The organism is Psychrobacter sp. YGAH215 (assembly GCF_007280595.1).
Lineage (GTDB): Bacteria > Pseudomonadota > Gammaproteobacteria > Pseudomonadales > Moraxellaceae > Psychrobacter > Psychrobacter faecalis.
Map to the genome: position 1 here is coordinate 179,651 of NZ_VKLR01000001.1, position 21,989 is coordinate 201,639.

General features: G+C 43.7%; 22 protein-coding genes. 3 read left to right on the forward strand and 19 right to left on the reverse strand.

All coding sequences use genetic code 11. The features are described 5' to 3' along the window. Positions 1-283: 283 nt before the first annotated feature. From lptB to FOR85_RS00730, 13 genes are all read right to left on the reverse strand, one after another. A complete protein-coding gene (gene lptB, locus FOR85_RS00670) occupies positions 284-994 on the reverse strand; it encodes an LPS export ABC transporter ATP-binding protein (RefSeq protein ID WP_190295467.1) in 711 nt (236 codons plus the stop codon). 190 nt (positions 995-1,184) lie between these two features. Beyond that, positions 1,185-1,673 carry a lipopolysaccharide transport periplasmic protein LptA gene (gene lptA / locus FOR85_RS00675; protein WP_180952567.1) on the reverse strand — a complete coding sequence of 163 codons (489 nt, stop codon included), beginning with the start codon at positions 1,671-1,673 and terminating at the stop codon, positions 1,185-1,187. 141 nt (positions 1,674-1,814) lie between these two features. Further along, complete coding sequence (gene lptC / locus FOR85_RS00680; protein WP_068404219.1) at positions 1,815-2,399, reverse strand: LPS export ABC transporter periplasmic protein LptC; 585 nt, start codon at positions 2,397-2,399, stop codon at positions 1,815-1,817. After that, a complete protein-coding gene (locus FOR85_RS00685; protein ID WP_144296267.1) occupies positions 2,396-2,962 on the reverse strand; it encodes an HAD family hydrolase in 567 nt (188 codons plus the stop codon). Before FOR85_RS00685 ends, lptC begins: the two co-directional genes overlap by 4 nt. Positions 2,963-3,088: 126 nt before the next feature. Continuing rightward, positions 3,089-4,081: a KpsF/GutQ family sugar-phosphate isomerase gene (locus tag FOR85_RS00690; RefSeq protein WP_144296268.1), complete on the reverse strand. Its 993-nt coding sequence runs from the start codon at positions 4,079-4,081 to the stop codon at positions 3,089-3,091. Positions 4,082-4,330: 249 nt separating this feature from the next. After that, positions 4,331-4,867, reverse strand: a complete 537-nt coding sequence (gene hfq / locus FOR85_RS00695) for an RNA chaperone Hfq (RefSeq protein ID WP_144296269.1) — start codon at positions 4,865-4,867, stop codon at positions 4,331-4,333. Between the two features lie 372 nt (positions 4,868-5,239). Beyond that, positions 5,240-6,433: a tRNA (adenosine(37)-N6)-dimethylallyltransferase MiaA gene (miaA, locus tag FOR85_RS00700; protein ID WP_144296270.1), complete on the reverse strand. Its 1,194-nt coding sequence runs from the start codon at positions 6,431-6,433 to the stop codon at positions 5,240-5,242. 61 nt (positions 6,434-6,494) lie between these two features. Beyond that, on the reverse strand, positions 6,495-8,255 hold the full coding sequence (gene mutL / locus FOR85_RS00705) for a DNA mismatch repair endonuclease MutL (protein WP_144296271.1): 1,761 nt from the start codon (positions 8,253-8,255) through the stop codon (positions 6,495-6,497). A 51-nt stretch (positions 8,256-8,306) separates the two neighbouring features. Beyond that, entirely contained in the window at positions 8,307-8,831 is a 525-nt protein-coding gene (tsaE, locus tag FOR85_RS00710; protein ID WP_144296272.1) for a tRNA (adenosine(37)-N6)-threonylcarbamoyltransferase complex ATPase subunit type 1 TsaE, read from the reverse strand. Continuing rightward, positions 8,824-9,459 carry a 6-carboxytetrahydropterin synthase gene (locus FOR85_RS00715; protein WP_144296273.1) on the reverse strand — a complete coding sequence of 212 codons (636 nt, stop codon included), beginning with the start codon at positions 9,457-9,459 and terminating at the stop codon, positions 8,824-8,826. Before FOR85_RS00715 ends, tsaE begins: the two co-directional genes overlap by 8 nt. Before the next feature lie 153 nt (positions 9,460-9,612). After that, positions 9,613-9,942 (reverse strand): YnfA family protein, encoded by a 330-nt coding sequence (locus tag FOR85_RS00720; protein ID WP_144296274.1) that lies wholly within the window; start codon positions 9,940-9,942, stop codon positions 9,613-9,615. Further along, positions 9,939-10,760, reverse strand: coding sequence for a PhzF family phenazine biosynthesis protein (locus FOR85_RS00725; RefSeq protein ID WP_144296275.1), 822 nt, complete (start codon positions 10,758-10,760; stop codon positions 9,939-9,941). Before FOR85_RS00725 ends, FOR85_RS00720 begins: the two co-directional genes overlap by 4 nt. A gap of 54 nt (positions 10,761-10,814) precedes the next feature. Next, positions 10,815-11,276, reverse strand: coding sequence for an isoprenylcysteine carboxylmethyltransferase family protein (locus tag FOR85_RS00730; RefSeq protein ID WP_144296276.1), 462 nt, complete (start codon positions 11,274-11,276; stop codon positions 10,815-10,817). A 307-nt stretch (positions 11,277-11,583) separates the two neighbouring features. On the opposite strand from FOR85_RS00730, the gene htpX reads away from it, so the two are divergent. Next, positions 11,584-12,498: a protease HtpX gene (gene htpX / locus FOR85_RS00735; protein WP_144296277.1), complete on the forward strand. Its 915-nt coding sequence runs from the start codon at positions 11,584-11,586 to the stop codon at positions 12,496-12,498. An 86-nt stretch (positions 12,499-12,584) separates the two neighbouring features. On the opposite strand, the gene FOR85_RS00740 is transcribed toward htpX, so the two are convergent. The 4 genes from FOR85_RS00740 to FOR85_RS00755 all read right to left on the reverse strand — a co-directional run bounded on the left by FOR85_RS00740 (position 12,585) and on the right by FOR85_RS00755 (position 17,058). Beyond that, positions 12,585-13,796 (reverse strand): BCCT family transporter, encoded by a 1,212-nt coding sequence (locus FOR85_RS00740; RefSeq protein WP_223808443.1) that lies wholly within the window; start codon positions 13,794-13,796, stop codon positions 12,585-12,587. After that, the gene (locus tag FOR85_RS00745; RefSeq protein WP_144296278.1) at positions 13,790-14,017 is read right to left on the reverse strand and encodes a hypothetical protein; all 228 of its coding nucleotides are present in this window, start codon (positions 14,015-14,017) and stop codon (positions 13,790-13,792) included. Before FOR85_RS00745 ends, FOR85_RS00740 begins: the two co-directional genes overlap by 7 nt. Positions 14,018-14,314: 297 nt before the next feature. After that, on the reverse strand, positions 14,315-15,586 hold the full coding sequence (locus tag FOR85_RS00750) for a saccharopine dehydrogenase family protein (RefSeq protein ID WP_144296279.1): 1,272 nt from the start codon (positions 15,584-15,586) through the stop codon (positions 14,315-14,317). Positions 15,587-15,843: 257 nt separating this feature from the next. After that, on the reverse strand, positions 15,844-17,058 hold the full coding sequence (locus FOR85_RS00755) for a carboxynorspermidine decarboxylase (protein WP_144296280.1): 1,215 nt from the start codon (positions 17,056-17,058) through the stop codon (positions 15,844-15,846). Positions 17,059-17,148: 90 nt separating this feature from the next. Between FOR85_RS00755 and FOR85_RS00760 the strand changes: the two genes are divergently transcribed. Continuing rightward, positions 17,149-17,814 (forward strand): DUF924 family protein, encoded by a 666-nt coding sequence (locus FOR85_RS00760; protein WP_144296281.1) that lies wholly within the window; start codon positions 17,149-17,151, stop codon positions 17,812-17,814. 178 nt (positions 17,815-17,992) lie between these two features. On the opposite strand, the gene FOR85_RS00765 is transcribed toward FOR85_RS00760, so the two are convergent. Together FOR85_RS00765 and lpxB are read right to left on the reverse strand one after the other, a co-directional pair. Then, positions 17,993-18,862, reverse strand: coding sequence for a ribonuclease HII (locus FOR85_RS00765; protein ID WP_223808444.1), 870 nt, complete (start codon positions 18,860-18,862; stop codon positions 17,993-17,995). A 76-nt stretch (positions 18,863-18,938) separates the two neighbouring features. After that, positions 18,939-20,249, reverse strand: a complete 1,311-nt coding sequence (gene lpxB / locus FOR85_RS00770; protein ID WP_223808456.1) for a lipid-A-disaccharide synthase — start codon at positions 20,247-20,249, stop codon at positions 18,939-18,941. 611 nt (positions 20,250-20,860) lie between these two features. On the opposite strand from lpxB, the gene FOR85_RS00775 reads away from it, so the two are divergent. Continuing rightward, positions 20,861-21,943: a 3-deoxy-7-phosphoheptulonate synthase gene (locus tag FOR85_RS00775; protein ID WP_144296282.1), complete on the forward strand. Its 1,083-nt coding sequence runs from the start codon at positions 20,861-20,863 to the stop codon at positions 21,941-21,943. Positions 21,944-21,989 lie beyond the last annotated feature (46 nt).

The following is a 21,989-nucleotide window of genomic DNA, read 5'->3' on the forward strand; positions in this document are numbered from 1 at the left end:
ATGAACCTTATTGAACTGGTCAATCGAAAGTAATAAATCGCGAATAATAAATAGAATTCTAGAATGCTCTATACGAGCTTAAGTGTAAGACTAAGAGAAAGAATGAACGTGCCTTTTTTAATAACCAGGCATTAGATTATGAGAGATAGATAGCAATTTATAGTGGGCATGGATGTTAAGAGAAAATAGACAAATATTCGTTACACCCTACAATGATAAGATATTTGGCTAATGATTCAAACAAGGCTTTATACAGGCTCACCTCTACTAAATAGCGAAGTGCTTATACGCGAAAGTCTTTACCAAGATAGACAGATTTTACTAAATCATTCTCTAACACTTCACATGACGTCCCTTCCGCAATGATGGCGCCTTCTGAAACGATATAGGCTTTTTCGCAAATGGCGAGGGTATCGCGCACGTTATGGTCGGTGATGAGTACACCAATACCGCGATTTTTTAGGGTTAAAATAACATCTTTAATATCACTAACAGAGATAGGGTCAACACCAGCAAACGGTTCATCTAATAGGATAAATTTTGGATTGGCCGCCAAAGCACGCGCAATCTCACAGCGGCGGCGCTCACCGCCTGAGACACTCATACCCAATGATTTGCGTACATGTTCTAAATGGAACTCGCCGATCAACTTTTCAAGCTCTTGACGCTGCTCAGCGGCACTTAACTCTTTACGAGTTTGCAGAATGGCTAAGATATTATCTTCAATGGATAATTTACGAAAAATAGAAGCTTCTTGCGGCAAATAGCCAATACCAGCACGCGCGCGCTCATGCATGGCATATTTTGATAAATCCATTTTTCCTAAGGTAACGCGGCCCTTATCCATATTGACCAGTCCGACCACCATATAAAAGCTAGTAGTTTTGCCCGCGCCATTTGGTCCTAATAATCCAACAACTTGCCCTTGCTCAACAGAAAATGATACATCCTTTACCACCCAGCGTTTGCCGTAGCGTTTGCCCAAATTTTGCATTGTTAAACGGGCGACAGGCTCGGAGCTATTGGTTGCCGCTACAGAACCATTATTAAGCTCGTTGCTATGAATTTCATTAGTCTTAACAACATTGTTTTTAATATCGCTCATCACTTACCTGTCAATTACTGTTAAAGTTGCAAAGTTTTTAGTATTACTATCGCTTACTTTTATATTAAAAATACTGTGCTTAGCGTATGCTGCTTCGGTTACTACCGCTATTAGGCGGGAAGACCAATTCTACGCGCTGACTGCCACCAGCAGTTGCTTCTACATCGCCAGCTTTTAAACTATAACGAATGACATTACCGGCAAAACTGGCGCCATTTTGTACCAATTTTGCATTACCCGTGAGCGTCACGATACCCGTGACCGCATTATAATCAATCTTATTGGCCTGCCCTTTTGCCAAGCCCTTTTCTTGCGTCACTACCTGCTGCATAGTGGCTGGACGGCCGGTGGCGACTGCCGAGTTGATACTACGGCCTTGCGAGAGGTTGACCGTAATATCATCGGCGGTCATTTTGAACGTACCCTGCGTAATCACGACAGTGCCTGAATAGCTGGTGATACCTGTACGTTCACTATAAGTAGCCTTATCCGCCAACAGCTTAATAGGCTGATTGGCATCTGATGGCAGGGCATGGCTGTATAACGGCAATGCTAACAACATTAGCATCGGTAGCGTTCGTAAACCGTGTGTTACTTGGATAGAGCGTGTCGATAGCAAGCGTAAAGTAGGCAAAAAAGTAGATTTCATAAAAGTTACTCGTATCATTATGGGTAGTGGCGTTTGCAAACTTCCTGCTAGGTGCTGCTGTTAAAATAAAGCTTTATCTTGGCGTTTCGCGGGCGTAAATGCAACCGCGACTTGACCAAATTCATAGTCCCCAGTTTCAAGGTTGGCTTTCATGCTTGACGCCTCGAAGCGGTTCATCCCTTGTTCGACTTTTACTGGCGCATCACTATAGACTTGACCTGTTTTGGTATTGCCTTTTAAGGTAGTGCCCATGACTTTAATCGGCTCAATATCAGACTCGCCCGCTTTGCCTTCGCTAACTAAAGTAAAACCACCTGATAAGCTCATCTCACCTGTCTGTTGACTGATGGCAGCGCTGCCCGCTTCAACGCGGTAACGCTGCTCGTCTGATGGCTCCCAATTCATGGTGATGCCTTTCATCTCATCTTTATTGGTCACAGGATTATGGGTCAAGGATTCTGCACTTAGTTCGTACTCGGTCTCACCTTTTTCATTGGTCTGTACCGCCTTAATGTCAGTGGCTTCATAATCCACATCCGTCGGTTCCATACTAACGGGCGGCGTGATCTCCCCTTGCTGTTTGAAGAACCAGCCAGCAATTACAGCAATAATTAATGCCAGAACGATTAAAACACGAGTATTCACGATAAGTTATCCTCAGGTTTCGCTGCATCAAGCGTATAGTGCGCGATAAAATCTTGATAGTGGCCATGACCTTTTAAAATAAGATCACATATTTCCCGTACTGCGCCGGTACCACCTGTGCGGGTGGTCACCATATCACTGCGCTTTATCACCTCTTGATGGGCATTTGGGACAGTGGCCGCAAAACCTACCGTTTGCATCGCTTTAATATCTGGTAAGTCATCGCCCATATAAGCACAATCAGCAGCGGTGATATTAAGCTCAGCATCAAGCGTCGCTAATAGCTCATTCAACGCAATCAGCTTATCATCACGACCTTGGACGATATAATTGACACCCATTTCAGCAGCACGCTTGTCCACCATAGGACTGCTACGACCAGTAATAATAGCGGTCAAAATACCATAGCGCGCCAACGATTTGACACCGACACCGTCCTGTACCGAAAAGGCTTTTGTTTCAGTACCGTTGGCATCATAAATAATTTGACCGTTTGACAAGATACCATCAACATCCATGACCAATAACTTTACTTGTCCGGCTTTTTTTATTAAGTCTTGCATCAATTTTCTCTTATTAATGATTTTATTATGAGATGTATTCTTATTAAACACTCTTTTATTAAGGCTTTTTTAATATGTTACTTCTTAATTGCGCCAATTATTAATACATTGTTTATTAAAATAGGGCTACTTAACACCGGCTTGTAATAAGTCATGTACCGTAATGATGGCCTCCAAACGCTGTTCCTCATCGATAATCAGCAGCTGGCTAATGCCGTTTTCATTCATCACACTTAAAGCATCGGATGCGCGCATATCTTTACTGACGCGGCGTGGATTGCTGACCATCAGCTCACGCATCGGGGTTTGCAAATCAATGCCTTTTTCTAAGCCGCGGCGCAAATCACCATCGGTAAATACACCGACGACTTTTTGCTCGTCATCAGTCACTACTGTCATACCTAGACGCCCAGAAGACATGGTAAATAAAGCGTCTTGTAGCGGTGCTTGTTGATTAATAAGCGGTAAATTTTCTGAATTGGTATGCATTAAATCTTCGACCCGCGTCAGCAGCTGGCGTCCTAAGGCGCCTGCAGGATGCGATAAGGCAAAGTCTTCTGAAGTAAAATTACGCGCATGCACCAAGGCCACAGCCAATGCATCGCCCAATGCTAAGGTCGCTGTGGTACTAGAAGTCGGGGCAAGGTTGAGCGGGCAAGCTTCTTGTGATTTACCCAGCGTCAAAATGATATCCGCCGCTCGTGGTAGCATACCGCGTTTGTCTCGGCTAATACTAATCAGGGGAATATTTAGACGCTTAACCACGGGCAGCAGCATTCTAATTTCATCTGACTCGCCCGAGTTTGAGATAGCCAGTAGGACATCGCCCTGCACCAACATCCCCAAATCGCCATGCCCCGCTTCCCCAGGATGCATAAAAAACGCTGGCGTGCCCGTAGAAGCAAAAGTCGCGGCTATCTTACGACCAATCAGACCCGATTTGCCCATCCCGGTCACGACCACACGTCCTTTGCAGGCTAGGATAATATCGCAGGCTTGAGCAAATCTATCATCGATTTGTTCCGTTAACAATGCTAGCGCCGCCATCTCCGTATGAATCGCTTCGATAGCAGTGCTAATAAATTGTTGATGGGTCAGGTGGCGGTGCGGATTACTCATACGTTAGCTCTATATTTTCGGTGAATCAATGAAACATTTTACTATACTATGGCTGATATTAATAATATAGGGCAAGACGTCGCTTTCATCATTGCCTACTTACTAAGTAGGGTAAATAGTCGCTTGCGCAGCCATGATTATACGTCTATTTATACAAAAAAAACCCACTATAATTAATAGTAGGTCTTAATCAGCTATACAACATTTTAATAACATACTTTCAATCAAATAGACGTCAGATAGCGTTATTTATTGATTGCTATCGTCTATATCATCGTTTGATTTGTTTTCAAACATAGCATTGTCTGAAGAATTGTCGAAGCCACGATCTTGACCAAAGCCGCCGCGCTCAAAGCCGCGCTCTTGACCTTGTCCAAAGCTGCCACGCTCAAAACCACGATCTTGACCTTGACCAAAACCGCCACGATTAAAGCCACTACGATTGGCAAAGCCGCGCTCTTCAAAACCGCCACCACCAGCAAGGTTACTACCACGCTCAAACCCACTACTCATACCACCTTGGTAACCAGCAGGTGCGCCCGTTGAGGTTTGCGTACCCGTGCCAGTCGTCGTGCTGCTTCTAGGATTACGAGCTGGCACGACTGTTGAAATGGCATGTTTATAAACCATTTGACTCACTGTATTTTTTAACAACACCACATATTGATCAAATGATTCAATTTGACCTTGTAGCTTAATACCATTAACTAAAAAAATAGAAACAGGAATGCGATCTTTGCGCAACGAGTTCAAAAACGGGTCTTGTAAAGTTTGTCCTTTTGACATGACATCTCTCCTAAATATTATATAATTATTTTTAGTGCCAATTATTATAAGTATTGCTTTAATTATAATGGCTAAGGGCAGATACAATAATAAGTTTTATTTATAAAACGTATCTAAATAAGCACTAATTCTTGTTAAATAATTTCACTTTACCGTGAATACGTTATTATTGTAAATAATTAAGTAACCGCTTATTTTTTAAGACTTCTTACCAACAAAAGTTAATTAACGACCGTTCAAAAAGCAATGATACCGATATAATTCACACTATTTTACTATGATTTAAATTATAGCAGTTATCCAACCTTTATTTTGAAACTAATTGTCATTATTTTTTACGAGGACAATTAACGCGCTTTATATGATTTTGTTTTAGTATAAATACTCTCTTACTTGGATCATAGTAGTAAACGTTTTTATTTTGATATCACCGCGCATAAGCTTGTCATCGTTTTCATTTAGCTTTGTTGCAGTATTTGACGCATTATCAGGCAAATTGGGCAACTGAGTAAGTTTGCGCAGCCAAGTATATTGACGCTTCGCCAGCTGTCTGGTCGCATATAATGCCTTATTTTGCATTTGCTGACAAGCAAGTGCCTCGGTTTGAGCGCTGAGCGTCAATGGCTGATCGAGCGCTTGAGTAGTGGTATCTTGTGGTCGTTTACTTGCACTCGCCGCTTCTACTTCTGAAAAGGCGTCATAAAATTGCGCTTTATCCAAGTGCGGCTGTTTAAATATTGGATGCTTAATATGGACTAGGTATTCTAATACTTGCCGATAACCGACGCAGCGCATAGAGGGTAAGTTTGGTGTCAAAGGGTACTGCTCAAGCAATCTAATCACTTCCGCCACTAGCCCGTCATGCCACATTATATCTAAACGTTGCTCGATACGCTGATGTAGCCATGAACGTTCTGGCATCACCGCCAGCGCATGCCATTGCTGATTGGGATTATGCGCCAAGGCATGTTTGGGCTTTTGCTGCCAGTCACTGATGGGTATATTGGTTTGCAGATAAACTTCAACCGCGCGCGTGATACGCTGAGTATCGGTCGCATTAAGACGCTCGTGGCTTATCGGATCTATTTTTCCTAGATAATCATATAGTGCACCAATACCTTCGTCTTGCCGCCACTGCTCCACACGCGCGCGCACGTCATCATCACTGTCAGGCACGGGCGATAACCCATCAATAAGCGCCATGTAATACATCATAGTACCGCCAACGAGCAAAGGTATTTTACCTTTCTTATGACAGCTATCAATTAAATGAGCAACATCATTAACGAATTCAGCGACGCTATAGCTTTGCATCGGGTCAATGATATCAACCAAATAATGCGGATAACGTGCCAACTCTGCAGCGGTTGGCTTGGCTGTACCGATATTCATATCACGATATATCAATGCTGAATCGACCGAAATCAGCTCATAACGCCCAGTATCGTATAGCTCATACGCTAGAGCTGTCTTGCCACTCGCCGTCGGTGCCATCAAGCACACCACGCTATTATCTGCCAAATTGGGATTGAGGCGATAAGATGAGCTAGCAGACGAGATTTGCATAGGATTACCTTTATTTTTTATAGGACTACTAAAACGTGTCCTCACTCTAATCAATGGACATCTAAATGGCTGTAGATGATAGCATCAACGCGATTAAACGCTGGTTATTTATAGACTTAAAAGCATGTTTAGCAAGTAAGTCTTCGATATCTGCGTTAAATGCCCATAAATCTTCTGTAGACATTTTTGTGGCTAAGTCAGTAAGCTGCTGATTGACAGCATTCGCATCATTAAATGAAACCTGCTCTCTAAATATATCCGACTCAAACAATAAGCTTAATTGCGCCTGCCATATTTCAGCGCCAATCAGAAAAAATTGGCTGCAACTATAAAACAGCAACCATGGTAGCGTTTTCTCACTGACACTTTTAATTGCATCTAAATCATGACCGGTATTTAAAATAACCTCCAAACAATATGGTAAAGGAGCATTTTTTACCGATAGATTTTGTGACGTATTGGCCGTACTTATTAATGTGCTGCCTGGATTTATATTTTCAGTAAAAGTTGCCTGTTCTGATTGAGCATTATCGGTATTTTCTGACAACTGATATGGCTGTTTGGGCGCTTGCACTTGCTGACTTTTCGCTGAATAAATGGTTGATGACGTCTGTTGCCTTACAGTAGCAAAGGCGTTATTGATAGATAGATGATTATCTAATACCTGACTACTTTCATCAGCGGAATTGATGGTCTGATTGATGTTCTGTTTGGTAGCAAACGTTTTAAGCTTTGCTTGAATCGCATGACTAAGATGCGCCATGATGTTATTTAGCGGGCTGATTTTGATACGCTGTTTGGACGGATGGACATTGATATTGAGCCAATCAGTTGGCAGATCAAAATACAGCGCGTAGCCAATACCTGCTAACTGCGCACTTTGGGCAAGTTGACGCAGCTGATTGCTAATCAACGCTTCTTTTACCAACCGTCCATTCACATAAATTAATTTTGGAAAAGTACTTTGAGAGTCATTGCTAAGCCATAACCAACCGTTGATGTTCGCTTGACCAGCAAAGTTATTATTCACATAGTCTTTAGGCAATTGCATCAAACTGGTAAGGTCGATGGATATTTCTAAGGCGTTGTCCGTTAATGGTAACCCAGTCGCTTGCTCAAGACGTGATAAAGGCAGACGATGAGCGTTATTGTTGCTGCTATTGGTATTATCGTTATCATTTGCAGACATTGCTCTTGAAGACAGCGATAACCGCTTTTTATTGTCATGAAACAAGGCTAGCGTCACATCTGCACGCACCAAAGCCACTTCGCGGACAGTGGTTTCGATATGACCGAACTCGGTCGCAATAGATTTTAAGTTGCCGCGGCGTGCGGGCACATTAAAATATAAATCTTTAACCGTGATGGTCGTGCCGCGTTGATGCACGACTGGCACCAATTTTGGCACCTCGTCCAATACACCGGCAACTTGCAACTGGCGACCAATCCCACTGTCGTCATGACTACTGGTTAAAGTCAAACGAGAAACTGCCGCCGTCGCTGCCAACGCTTCACCGCGAAAGCCCAGTGTGGTAATACCATGCAAATTAGCCACATCGGCCACTTTACTGGTTGCATGGCGAGTAATGGCCATGACCATATCATCAGGATGAATACCCATGCCGTTATCCAGCACTTCAATCATACCCATGCCGCCTTGGGTAATACGTATCTCAATATTGCTCGCGCCAGCGTCTATCGCGTTTTCAAGCAGCTCTTTGACCACAGCGGCAGGACGCGTCACCACCTCACCTGCTGCTAATTGGTTGATGAGCAGCGGCGATAGTTTTTTGATGCGGCTATTGGAGGGATTATCTGGCATTAATGAGCGTCATACTTTTATAAAACCTCAGAGGCTGTGATGCGGTTTAACCTAAAGGTTAAGAGAGGATAAATCTAAGCCCTGCGCTTGACCGACCTTTGATAGTCGCAGCTCAACTTGGCGTGCCTCTTTATCATTATCATTGCGATCAGCTTGCGTCATATCAATAAACAAACTCGGTGGTGGTAAATAGCTGTCCGCACGACTCGCCCATTCGATAATAACCAGCGCATTTGGCTCATCTAGATATTCATCAAAGCCAATAAAAGATAGCTCTTCTGGGTCTTGCAGACGATATAAATCTGCATGATAAACAGGTTTAATTGAACCATCATTTTGCTCAATACTATAAGGCTCGACTAAGGTATAAGTTGGGCTTTTGACCGCACCTGTATGACCGAGCGCCTGCAACCAATAACGCGTCAAGGTGGTTTTACCAGCGCCTAAATTACCCGACAGCCACACGCTACCCGATAAGGGCAACGCTGCCAATTGCACCGCCAAGCGCTGAGTATCTGCTTCAGAATGCAGCGTCAAGGTTTTCACATGTTGGTCTTGTTTTATATTATTAGGCATCAAACTTACCTTCTTTTACTTGCGTTTGTACTTGCGTCTGTACTTGCATGGTCACGGCTGGATTGATAAAGCTTTCACCGCGAATCAATTTGGCATATAGCTCGGGGTCATGCCATTCTGCCTTTACTTGCTCGCTGAACTCAAAGTCTTCTAGATGAAGCTCTCCCATTTGCGCGTTTGCAACATCGTCTGCAAAGCACTGTGCGTAACCGGTTGCGGTTTCGTGGGCAATCACCGAGTAGACGCTGACATCAGATTCACCGTTTTGCATTTGGGTTTGTTTGAGAATTTCTTGTGCCCAAAAGAAGATGACGCGTGAGAATTGCTCTGCTGACGGCGATACCGGCAAACTGATCCAACGCGCGCTGAATTTTTTACAGGCGGCGATATATTCAGAGTCGTCTTTATTCCAAAAGCAAATCGCATGATCAAAGCTGTCGATAATGTCTTTAATAGACGATTTTAATAGACCAAAATCATACACCATTTGCCCATGGTCTAACCGCTTAGCTTCAAGAATCAGCTCAATCTGATAGCTATGACCATGAATAGAATGTTTGCAGCGCTCAGAGCTACAATTACGCACGATATGCGCATTTTCAAATTTGAACAGTTTACGAATACGCATAATAATTGACCAAAACAGTAAGCTTTACTGTGTTAAACATGAATACTATAAGGGTTTACCGCGACGACACATCGGCGTGCGGCTCATTATAGCAAATCGTAATGACTGCGTAAGTAGTCACTTACTAATAGCAATATTGGCAAAACCCATTCACTAATGACGTGGTGCAAACATAATAATTGCCATGCCTAAGAGCGCGACAATAGAACCCAATATGTCCCACGTGGTTGGTCTGATGCCGTTCACCGTCCACAGCCAAATAATAGCCATCGAAATATAAACACCGCCGTAAGCAGCATAAACGCGACCAGCGGCAGTGGGATGTAAGGACAGCAGCCAAACAAAAGCGACCAAACTGAGCGCACCTGGAACCAGCAGCCAAATCGACTTACCTTCTCGTAGCCAAAGATAAGGCAAATAGCAGCCCGCAATTTCTGCCAATGCGGTCAGCGCAAATAGACCAACGGTTTTTAACTCAGTCAAACTAACGACTCCTCGACGGTGATAACTCCGGTCAAATACTGTACGGCATTGCCAGAAATCATTACTCTGTCACCTGCGACGACACAGTCTAAAATACCGCCTCGTTTTGATGCTTGATAAGCAATCAATTCATTTTTACCCAAACGCTCCGCCCATAATGGTGCTAAAGCAGTATGAGCTGAACCTGTCACTGGGTCTTCATCGCCACCATTAGCAGGCCAAAAATAACGTGAGATAAAATCGTAATCTTTGTAGTCAGCAGAGGTAGCCTGACAGGTGACCACTACATCTAATGGCGCAAGCTGTTTTAGTCGCTCGTTATCGCGCTCTACGTTTAGGACATCTGCTTCAGCATTATAAATCACAAAATATGCTTGGGTGTTTTTATAAACTTCGACTGGTGCAACAGACAATCCTGCCAACAAGCTATCGGGAATATCTTTAACCTTTTCCGGCTTAGTATTAGGAAAGTCCATTTGTATTTTGCCATCGTCTGTTTGCACGATGGTCAATATACCAACGGCTTTGGCGTAAAATTTAATGGTTTCTACATCAGGATTTTTGTTAAATAACACAAAGGCTGACGCCAAGGTTGCATGCCCGCAAAATGCAATCTCAGTTAAAGGAGAAAACCAGCGAATATGATAAATGCCGTCATCATCACGCACAATAAAAGCTGTCTCCGACAAATTATTTTCAAAAGCAATAGACTGCATTAACTTATCGGCAAGGCAATTATCTGTGATAATAACGGCTGCTGAATTGCCTTTAAAAACGGTATCCGTAAAAGCGTCGACGACATTGATTTCTAGTTGCATATTATGCTCTTCTTTTTTATTAACATTAATTTTGGCTATTTTTTATCCCGCTGTTTATACCCAACGTCTGACTTTTGCCTTGTAAGTCTGATAAGCTTTGCCAAATTTCTGAGCCAACATCCGCTCTTCTGGCTGGATTTGAAAACGGGTCATATGAAGTATAAATAGAGGCAACAACACGAAGGCAAGAAAGTGCGACAGATACAATGCCCAGCTAAATAATATAAGCACCAAGCCTACATACATAGGGTTGCGGCTATATTGATACACACCACTAGTCACTAAGCTTGAAACTTTTTCAAGCGCTTGCGGATTGGGTGTGGTCTGCGCTTTTTTAAATTGAGTAACACCTAAAATGGCGCTACCCAGTCCTATAGCGCCCAAACCTACTGCCAATGCCGCAGAGCCTTTCAAAGAAAATTTCAAAGCAGGTGCGACTTTAGAGACACCAGCCATGGCCGCTGCGGTGACGATAACTTGCGCGACTGGCGGTACTTTTAGCTCTAGAGAATTCATCTTGACTCCTTATAAATGCAATTTTATAAATAAGACCTTATATAGAATTAAATAATGAATGAGCGCTTAATTACTTATTATAGTATTCAGTGTTTATTTAGCTTTTCGCCTTTTATTCTTCATTAGTTAAACACTTTACGCCGCTGTTGTCCCTACTCTACAAGTTTTAAGTGACGATTGATATTAGAATGAGCGGCTTTATTATCCATAGAAGGTTATAATTGCTATTTGTTTCATTTTTACCCTTTACTCTAGTGAAGGTGTTGTTTCTAAGATGTAGTTGAACTTAAATGAGGAAGTTAGCGTCATGATGCGTATCGGATTGTTTTTATTAACCAACTTAGCGGTGATTGTGGTATTTAGCATCGTGTTTGGTATTTTATCCAGATTTTTTGGGATTGGTGGCGTACATGGCGCAGGCGGGCTAAATTACACCAGCCTTGCCATTATGTGCGGTATATACGGCATGGTTGGCTCGATGGTTTCGCTATTTATCTCAAAGTGGATGGCCAAAAGATCAACGGGGACGGTGGTTATTGAAACGCCAAGCAACGCCACGGAACAATGGCTGGTAGATACCGTCGCTAAGCAAGCACGAGCGGTAAATATTGGCATGCCAGAAGTGGGGATTTTTAATAATTCGCAGCCAAACGCGTTTGCAACTGGCTGGAATAAAAATAAAGCGTTGGTCGCGGTTTCATCTGGTCTGTTGCAAAATATGAATCAAGATGAAGTAGAAGCGGTATTGGCGCATGAGATCGGTCACGTGGCCAATGGCGATATGGTGACCCTTGCGCTCATTCAAGGGGTGGTAAACGCCTTTGTGATGTTCTTTGCGCGTATTATTGGTAGCTTCGTCGACCGCACTGTCTTTAAAAATGAAGGGGACGGCCCGGGTATCGGTTATTTCATCACCAGTATCGTGATGGATATTTTGCTGGGGTTTTTGGCGTCTGCCATCGTCATGTGGTTCTCGCGCCTACGTGAATTCCGTGCTGATGAGATGGGGGCAAAGCTTGCCAGCCGTGAAAAAATGATTAGCGCACTGGATGCCTTGCGTCCTTCTGAGCAACGTCCAGACCAGATGCCTGAGAGCATGAAAGCGTTTGCAATCTCGTCTGGGCAGTCTACGGGCTTTAGTATCGCTAACCTTTTCCGCTCACATCCAACGCTTGATGAACGTATCGCGGCGTTGAGAAAGTATAATCCTAGCAAGGCTTAAGCCGCAGCCCTAACATACATGACAGATGATAGCGGATGGCTAGAACAGCGCCGCTATTATCTGCATCGTTTGACCGTTATAAACAATCAACCTTTACCTGTGATTCCTACTGCCGCGGTGGTTGTGTTCACATCTGTCTCTGGCGGACTGGTAATAAAAGTCAGATACGCTTCATATTGTTCAAGCACATCATCAATCACTTGCTGCTTGGTCAAGCCCATCAAATCATAACCGCCGGAGCCGGTTTGCGTCGTTACCTCTAAACGATAATAAACATCGCTAACTGGTGACATCTTGCCACTAAAGGTCGGTGACGGCGTCTCGACCATAGACACTTGATAATAAAAGTCGTTTTGGGCGTCAGTAGATACCTTTAATAATGGCCCACCAACATCAATATCGCCCGCTATATGAGGAATATTATCACGATCAATCTTATAACCTTGGCGCTCAAACTCATTGGCGACATCGTTTAGCGCCGGACGGACGACACGCTCAAGAAATTGCTCCGTTTCTCGTTTGCTCGGATAAGCCAGCATTTGTCCCAAGCGCTGCTTCCAAGAACGCTCCGGTATATGCCCGCCACTTGGCGTAACAGATGGGCGACGCAGCACCGTACCTTCGCGCTCAGCCCGTTCTATTTTTAACGCTTTAGAAAAAGAGAACATCACCAGATAAACAATAATCGTCACAGGAAGAGCAAAGATAAGCGTGGCATATTCCATGGTAATGACGCCGCCTGCAATCAACATAGAGATGGTCAATACTGCCGTCAACACCGCCCAAAAAATGCGTAGCCACTTTGGGCCATCTTCGCTTGGGTCAGGGATAGAGGTTGAAAAGTTCGACATCACCATCGCCCCTGAGTTAGCACTGGTGATATAAAACAGCAATCCTGAAAGCGTCGCTAACGCTATCAAAATAGTCGCTCCCGGAAACAGCTCAAGTAGCGCGTACCAACCGCGCTCTGGGCTTTGAACCGCAAGCTCGGCAAAGGCGGTATTGCCTTGTAATACCTCATAAAGGGCGGAGTTACCAAAGAAAGAAACGATGATAAAGTCACATAATACCGGCACTGTAATCGCGGCAATGACAAACTCACGTAATGTGCGCCCACGCGAAATACGCGCTAAAAACACCCCAACAAACGGCCCCCATGCCAGCCAAAACGCCCAAAAGAATAGCGTCCAACTGCCCATCCAGTCGCTACTACCGGGAACATAGGCAAAGGTTTTAAACATACGAGCAGGGAGTGTGACAAAGAACTGACCCAAATTTTCGACTAAGGCATTTAACAAATAATATGAGCCACACTGTTTTCTGACAGCTCCTGTGCTCCTTTTTTCAGATCGCTGCGGGAGATTGGCACATCTTCATCAAACGGTTTTGATTGGCGTTCTGTACCGCCAAACTGCCTGCGCTCAAACGGCGGGCGCGAGCTTTCGCTAGGCTCATTTACTGATGGATTATTTGACTCGTCAGCCTCCCTTAAGCCATCGTCATTCGGTTTGTCGCTCATTTATATTCCTTATTTTTATATGACTGTCCGTATTAGGTTCACTCTATTCTACCCCTAGTTTAATGTCATTATGCTGAATGTGTTTATCCAATGATGATACAGGCTTAGCGTCAGTAGTAAAGCATCGTGAGAGAGAATCATACGTATGAAACTATTTAAAGCTAAAGTAATGAAAAAGGTTAAAGCCAAAGTAATGAAAAAGGGCACTGTCATTCACTATAAAGTTTCTTGCATAAAAAAGCCCACCTAACGCTCTTATCGAGAAATTAGACGGGCTTTTTTATGGCTTAAGATATATTACATATCAAACTCAAGCGCTCTATCACCGTTGGCGTCTTGGATACGCGTTGGCAAACCAATCTCATTTAGCAAGTTGATAAATGGCTTGGCATCAAGTTCTTCAACGTTGACCATTTTGCCTGCATCCCACTCGCCAGTCGCCACCAACATTGCAGCAGCAACAGGTGGCACGCCAGCGGTATAAGAGATACCTTGGCTACCAACTTCGTTATAAGCGTCTTTATGATCAGAGATATTATAAATAAACACCTCGCTATCAACGCCATTAATCTTGCCTTTAACCTTATCACCGATACAAGTCTTACCCGTATAATTGGGCGCTAATGAGCTTGGATCCGGCAGTACGGCTTTGACCACCTTAAGCGGAATCACTTCTTGCCCTTCAGCAGTCATCACCGGCTGCTCGGACAATAGACCTAGGTTTTGGAGCACAGTAAACACATTGATATAATGCTCACCAAAGCCCATCCAAAAGCGGATATTTGGCACATCTAGGTTAGCCGATAAAGAATGAATCTCGTCATGACCACTTAGGTAACTGTTTTGCTCGCCAACGACTGGCAAATCATCGGTACGTTTGACTTCAAACATCTTATTCGACTGCCACTTACTGTCTTGCCAAGAATAAACCGTACCAGTGAACTCACGGAAATTAATCTCAGGGTCAAAGTTGGTGGCAAAATACTTACCGTGGCTGCCAGCGTTGATATCGATAATATCGATATCCGTCACCGAGCCTGCATCCATCATGTCATAGCCAAGACGCGCATAGGCATTGACCACACCAGGATCAAATCCAGCACCCAAAATTGCCGTGATGTTCTTGTCAGCACAGCGCTGTTTACGCTGCCATTCATAGTTGTCATACCATGGCGGCGTCTCACAAATCTTGCGCGGATCCTCATGAATGGCGGTATCAATATAAGCCGCGCCCGTTTCAATACAAGCCTCTAAAACGGTCATATTGACAAATGCCGAACCGACATTGATAACGATTTGAATACCCGTCTCTTCAATCAGCTGTATCAGCGCTTGCGTATCCATCGCATCGACTTGATGGGTATGTAATACCGCAGGCAGCTTAAAGCTATTCTTTTCTTTGACACTTTGGGCGATGGCATCACATTTATCCTGCGTGCGTGAGGCAATATGAATCTCGCCGAGCACATCGTTATGCATCGCACATTTATGCGCGACCACTTGCGCCACACCGCCTGCACCGATGATGAGCACGTCTTTTTTGTTAGGGTTGGTTTGATTTGTGTTCAATGAACAATCCTCCTTTGTGTCCCTGTCGATACCATCGATGGTGGCGAGTCAAAACAGAAACGAGTGAATGATATGCGTGAATTAAAAAGGAAGACCGAGGAAAACCCACGCACCCGTCGAGCAAAGCAGTATTTGGCTACTTGCTTTTGCCCGCGGCGATTATAACAATTTTTACCCACCTTTCGGCAATAATTAATCGATAAGATGACATCTAACTCTATTACTCAAATACCATCACCGTCATCTTAATAGCAAAATTAAGACAAGCTGGCCTTATAATCTTGATAATCAAACTCACGCTGCACATGTATCGACCCATCTAAACGGCGGATAACGATTGCAGGCATACCCACACCATTAAACCAGTTTTTCTTGACCATGGTATAACCGGCAGCATTTCCAAACGCAATGGTATCGCCAATTTTCAAATTACTCGGTAAGGCGTACTCACCAAAAATATCGCCTGCCAAACAAGAACGACCGTAAATAATAGTGTTGTCTGCAGCGCCCTCTTTTTGATCTTTATTTACCGGCATCATATCTATTGATTCTTCATTAATGGACACAATGGGAGCAGACTCGCGATAAATGAGCAAATCAAGCATATGCGCTTCGATAGAGGCATCGACGACGGCAAGATTTTTTTCATTGTGCATAGTGTCTAAGACGGTTGTCACTAATGAGCCAGCGCCGTGAATGCTCGCTTCACCCGGCTCAAGATAGACTTGCACGCCATATTTTTCGCTAAAACCTTTTAATCTATCAGCCAGTTTTTCGAGTGGATAATCAGGCGCGATAAAGTGAATACCACCGCCCAAGCTCACCCATTCAAGCTGCGCCAGCACCTCACCAAACCTGTTTTCGATATCGGCTAAGCTTGCGCTAAATGCCTCAAAACTATCGTTTTCACAGTTGTTATGAATCATGACGCCAGTGATATCAGCAAGTACGGCGGTAATCTTATCTTTATCATGCTCACCCAAACGGCTAAAGGGACGCGCTGGATCAGCAATAATAAAGGACGAGTTGCTGGTTTTTGGATTTAAGCGTAGCCCTACTGGAATATTCTGAGCAGCAGCTTTACCTTTAAATGCATTCAATTGCGAGATAGAATTAAAAATAATTTTATCGGCATAGCTTAATACTTCGTCAATTTCATCTGCGCTATAAGCAACGCTATAAGCATGGGTTTCTTTTTTATTATCACTGCCTTTACCTTTACCAAAGGTCTCATAGCCCAACCGCACTTCATTCAATGAAGACGAGGTTGTACCATGCAAATAAGGCTGCATGACATCAAACACGCCCCAAGTGGCAAAACATTTGAGCGCGAGCAAGGCTTTGGCGCCAGATAGCTCGCACAGACGCGCGATAATCTGCATATTGGCAACGATTGCCGCTTCATCAAGCAGATAATAGGGCGTTGCAGGCAAGGATGAGTAACTGGTTTGTAACGGTAAATTTGTATTCATAAGAGGTTACCTAATAGCTGCGGTCGGTATCATGACAGACCTAAATAATTGCGCTATAGTAGACTAAATCCATCATAAATAGAATATCTTATGGCACTCTCGACCGATTATTCTACGGCTAAAAACCCAGCCAATCTATCCCAGCTAGATCCACAAAACATCAGCTTAGAACATCTTGCTGCGGATGCGCGTGCGGTATTGGATTTTTGGTTTGATAAAGACAATGAGCAGTACTGGTTTGCGCAAAATGATGCTTTTGATAAACAGATAAAAGACAAATTTTATAATATTTGGCAGGCAGCAAAACAGGGTGAATGCGTGTCGTGGCGTATCGCAGATGCAGCGACTGATAGCAATAGCTCAGTCACGGCGCTAGCAGGACGCTTGGCAGAAATTATTGTGTTAGATCAGTTTTCGCGTAATTTATGCCGTGAGCAAGCGTGCGCTTTTGCCCAAGATGGCATGGCGCTAGCATTGGCACAAGAAGCCATTGGACAACCATATTTTGATACGCTGCCAGCGCAGTGGCGGAAATTTATTATCATGCCATTTATGCATTCTGAATCGGCCATGATTCATGAGCGCTATCTGCCGCTGTTTAAGCAATTAAATGATGCAACAACCTTAGAGTTTGAAGAGCGTCATAAAGAGATTATCGATAAATTTGGACGCTATCCACATCGTAACGACACGTTGGATCGTGAAACGACTGACGAAGAAGAAGCGTTTTTAAAGCAGCCGAACTCATCGTTCTAAGTATTTTTGGGACTTTGAAGATTTCTGTTGTTAAAGGTTTAAATAAAAAAACCATCTGTTGATTATGAACAGATGGTTTTTTTATGACTGAAAGCATTTTCTTATTTAAGTTTGCTTAGGCTATTTTATTAAGCAGTCTCATTCTGCTAGCTAATGATCATTTTTAGGTCAGGCAATGTTAGCTTTCAAGCACTTTTCTTACCGGTGCAAAGCTACGTCTATGCGCGGCTAGTACGCCATGAGCTGCAATCGCCTCCATATGGGCGCGCGTTGGATAGCCCTTATGCTTGGCGATGCCATATTCAGGATGTTTAGCATCAAGCGCATACATGGTTTGGTCACGGCTGACTTTTGCTAAAATACTGGCCGCCGCGATACTGGTATGTCGGCCATCGCCTTTTACCCATGCTTGGCAGTCAATCGCTGACCCTTGAATACCAAATTTAGTGAGACTGGCATAATCTAAATCTGGACAACGATTGCCATCAATTAATATCTCAAACAGTGTTTTGTCACCCGTATTCAGGTGTTTAGCAACTACCGCCAATAAAACCTCAGTACATAAGCGCATCCCTAGCATGGTCGCTTGCAAGATATTGACTTGGTCGATAACCGCTGGCGGTATATCAGCGACGATGTGCGCGACTGCATGCTGCTGAACCAACGGATAAAGAATATCGCGCTTTTTTTCACTCAGCTGCTTTGAGTCCGTCAGTATAGACAATGGCGTATTTTTTAGTGGCTCATTTTCAATTAAACCTGCCCACGCCGCAGGTAATATTGCCGCAGCGACATTCACACTACCCAGCAGCGGTCCACGCCCTGCTTCGTCAACGCCAATTTGTATGGCTGTTGGTTGCAAGTTTTCTAAACTTAATGAGTATTGCGCAATCAGTTCTGAGATATTGACTTGCCCTGATAACTGTATGGGCGCTGCCAGTTGTATATATTGTCCTTTAATATCAACTTGCTCAATAACTCTTTCAATCTGAACGCTATGCTTAAGCATAGCTGGGCTTTTTATAGGATCATTTTCTGTAGAAGACATAGTACTCATAACTTTATTATTTTTTAACTTTACGGTTTAATAAATTTTTTGCGTGCCTAACATAATTAGCGTTTGGTTACTGAGCTTGATAATTGTCTTGGCTGTCGTAATTTTCTTGACTGACATGACCGTCTTGTCCATTAAAATCATGATTTTGATGACTGGCGCGGTTTTGAATAAACCACTGTTCGATGACGCTATGCGCAGGGTCATGATTGCTTTGTTGTTGCAATGCATACTTGGTATCAATCAGCGCTTTTAATTGTTCTGCATACGCGCGCGGCTGCAACAAACGCATCACGGTACGACAGATATTATCGCCACTTGCCTGCTCTTGGATAAGCTCAGGCACGATTGCGCTATCTGCCAAAATATTAGGCAAACCGACATAAGGGACTTTGACCAAACGTTTTGCTATCTGATAAGTCAGCTGATTTAATTGATAAATCACCACCATTGGACGCTCAAGCAGCATGGCTTCCAAGGTTGCAGTACCCGATGCCAGCATCACCATATCTGATGCCGCCATCGCCAGCTGACTAAAGGCTGGCTGACTTTCATCATAGACCACCGCAATCGCGGCCCGCAGCTGCTCTGAGCGCTTATCGATCACATCTTGCACAATATATTGATGGTTTTGATCCACCGTTGGAATGATAAAGCACAGCTTAGGATCTAACAATAATAGTCTTTGAATACCATCGAGCATAAGCGGCAAAATAGCCGTTATCTCACCACGCCTAGAGCCGGGCATGACGCAAATAAGCTGACTGACCTCATCGAAACGATCGATAAAAAACTGCTGCAAGCCATCATTATGCCAGACCAATTCGCTACGGCGCTGATTGATGGGCGTCTCAAGTAAGGTCTGATCAATGGTTCGTAGTAGCGGATGACCAACGCAAATCGCGGGATGATTATAACGCTCGTAGACGGGTAGCTCAAATGGAAATAGGCACAGAACCAAATTGGTCGCTGCCATAATATTATGAATACGCGACTCACGCCACGCCCAAATAGAAGGGCTGACATACTGCACGCAAAACACGCCCTGCGGCTTTAATTTCTTGGCCACTCTGAGGTTAAAATCAGGCGCATCAATGCCAATAAACCAATCAATGCTTGCGGCTTTAAATGCCGTCAGCAGCTCTTGACGTGCTTTGAGTAAATCCGGTAACTGCGACACCACTTCGACCAAACCCATCACAGCTAAGCGCGATAACGGAAAAATACTTTGCAGCCCTTGCGCCTGCATTTTTGCGCCGCCAACCCCAACCCAAATAATATCATCACGCAGATTATTCATCTGCTTCATAAAATCTGCACCCAAACTGTCGCCTGACACTTCACCGGCGACAATCCCTATCACCAGTGGCGAACACGTCATCTCAGGCAATTTATCAAAAGCACCATAAGTATCTGGTGCTGGCGTTGTATCAGCAGGTTGGTGAGGCGTAGCAAGATCTGTCATGATAAGCTCTCAATATTAAAGTGGTACAATTTAATTGATGCCATTTAAGTAGCACAGTTAAACAAAAAAAGATAAAATGCGTCTATCATAAGAATGATTATATAAAATATAACATAGCTTAGCCGTAATAAGATCCCCATTAAAACGCATCTTGATAGCATTCCATGATGCTCGAACTTAGTCGTTTATATCGCCATCATACGTGACAGTGTTGGAAATAGCTAAATTAGTGCACAAAATCCAGTCAGTATCACTCATTTATATCTGCCTATAAACGTTGTGTTTAATGCAAATTTGGACTTAGGTTAGCGATAAAGCGTCATTTTCCCTATGCTTTACATTGCCTTATCATTCTTATACACCTATGAATGACAGCATGTTAAGACGGGTTGCAGCGATAAGGTATAACAAAGTTTTGGTCGCCACATTCCAGTTAGCAGTCAATTAACTGTACGACTGCCCTTGTCAACCAGCGCTTTTGTCCGCATAATGAATATCCCTATAAATCAGCTAGACGATATATAATCATGACAACACCAGCTACTCATAATGCAGATATTGACGACGTGAATATTGAAAAATTCATTCCTTTAATCACACCCGCTGAGCTAAAGTCTGAGCTACCTTTGTCAAATGACGCCTATAACACGGTGCTAAAAGGTCGCAATACCATCCAAGATATCCTTGATGGCAAAGACAAGCGTTTATTTGTGGTTATCGGCCCCTGCTCTATTCACGATATTAAAGCCGCCCACGAATACGCCGATCGCTTAGCCGAATTGGCCAAAGAGATTGAAGACAGCATCTTCGTTGTGATGCGCGTTTATTTTGAAAAGCCGCGTACCACGGTTGGCTGGAAAGGCATGATTAATGACCCTGATATGAACGACAGCTTTGATATCGAAAAAGGTCTGCGCACCGCTCGTAAGCTACTGCTTGATTTAAATGAAAAAGGTCTGCCGTGCGCGACCGAAGCATTAGACCCAAATACGCCGCAGTACATTCAGGATTTGATTAGTTGGTCAGCGATTGGCGCGCGTACCACCGAAAGCCAAACGCATCGTGAAATGAGCTCAGGTTTATCGTGCCCAGTTGGCTTTAAAAACGGCACCGATGGCGGCATGACCGTTGCGGTTAATGCCATGCAAGCGGTCAAAGAAGGTCATAGCTTCCTCGGCTTATCAGCAGATGGCAAAGTTTCTATCATCAAATCTAAAGGCAACCCCTACGCGCACATAGTCCTACGCGGTGGTAATGGTAAGCCAAACTATGATGAAACCGCTGTTGCACAAGTTGAAAATGAGCTGGCAAAAGGCAAAACCAATAGTAAAATTATGATTGACTCAAGCCACGCCAACTCAGGTAAAGACCCGTATCTGCAACCAATGGTCATTCAAAACGTTGCCGAGCAGATTAAAAATGGTAATAAATCTATCATCGGTTTGATGATTGAGAGTCATTTAAAAGGTGGCAATCAAAAGCTAACGGCAGATTTGAGCCAGCTTGAATATGGTAAATCTATCACCGATGGCTGCCTAGATTGGGAAAGCACCGTTAGCGCTCTACACAATCTACGTGATATGGTTAAAGACGTTCTGCCGAATCGTTAAAAGCGCTTGGTGGTAATGAATACTGATTGACCACTCACTAAAAGGC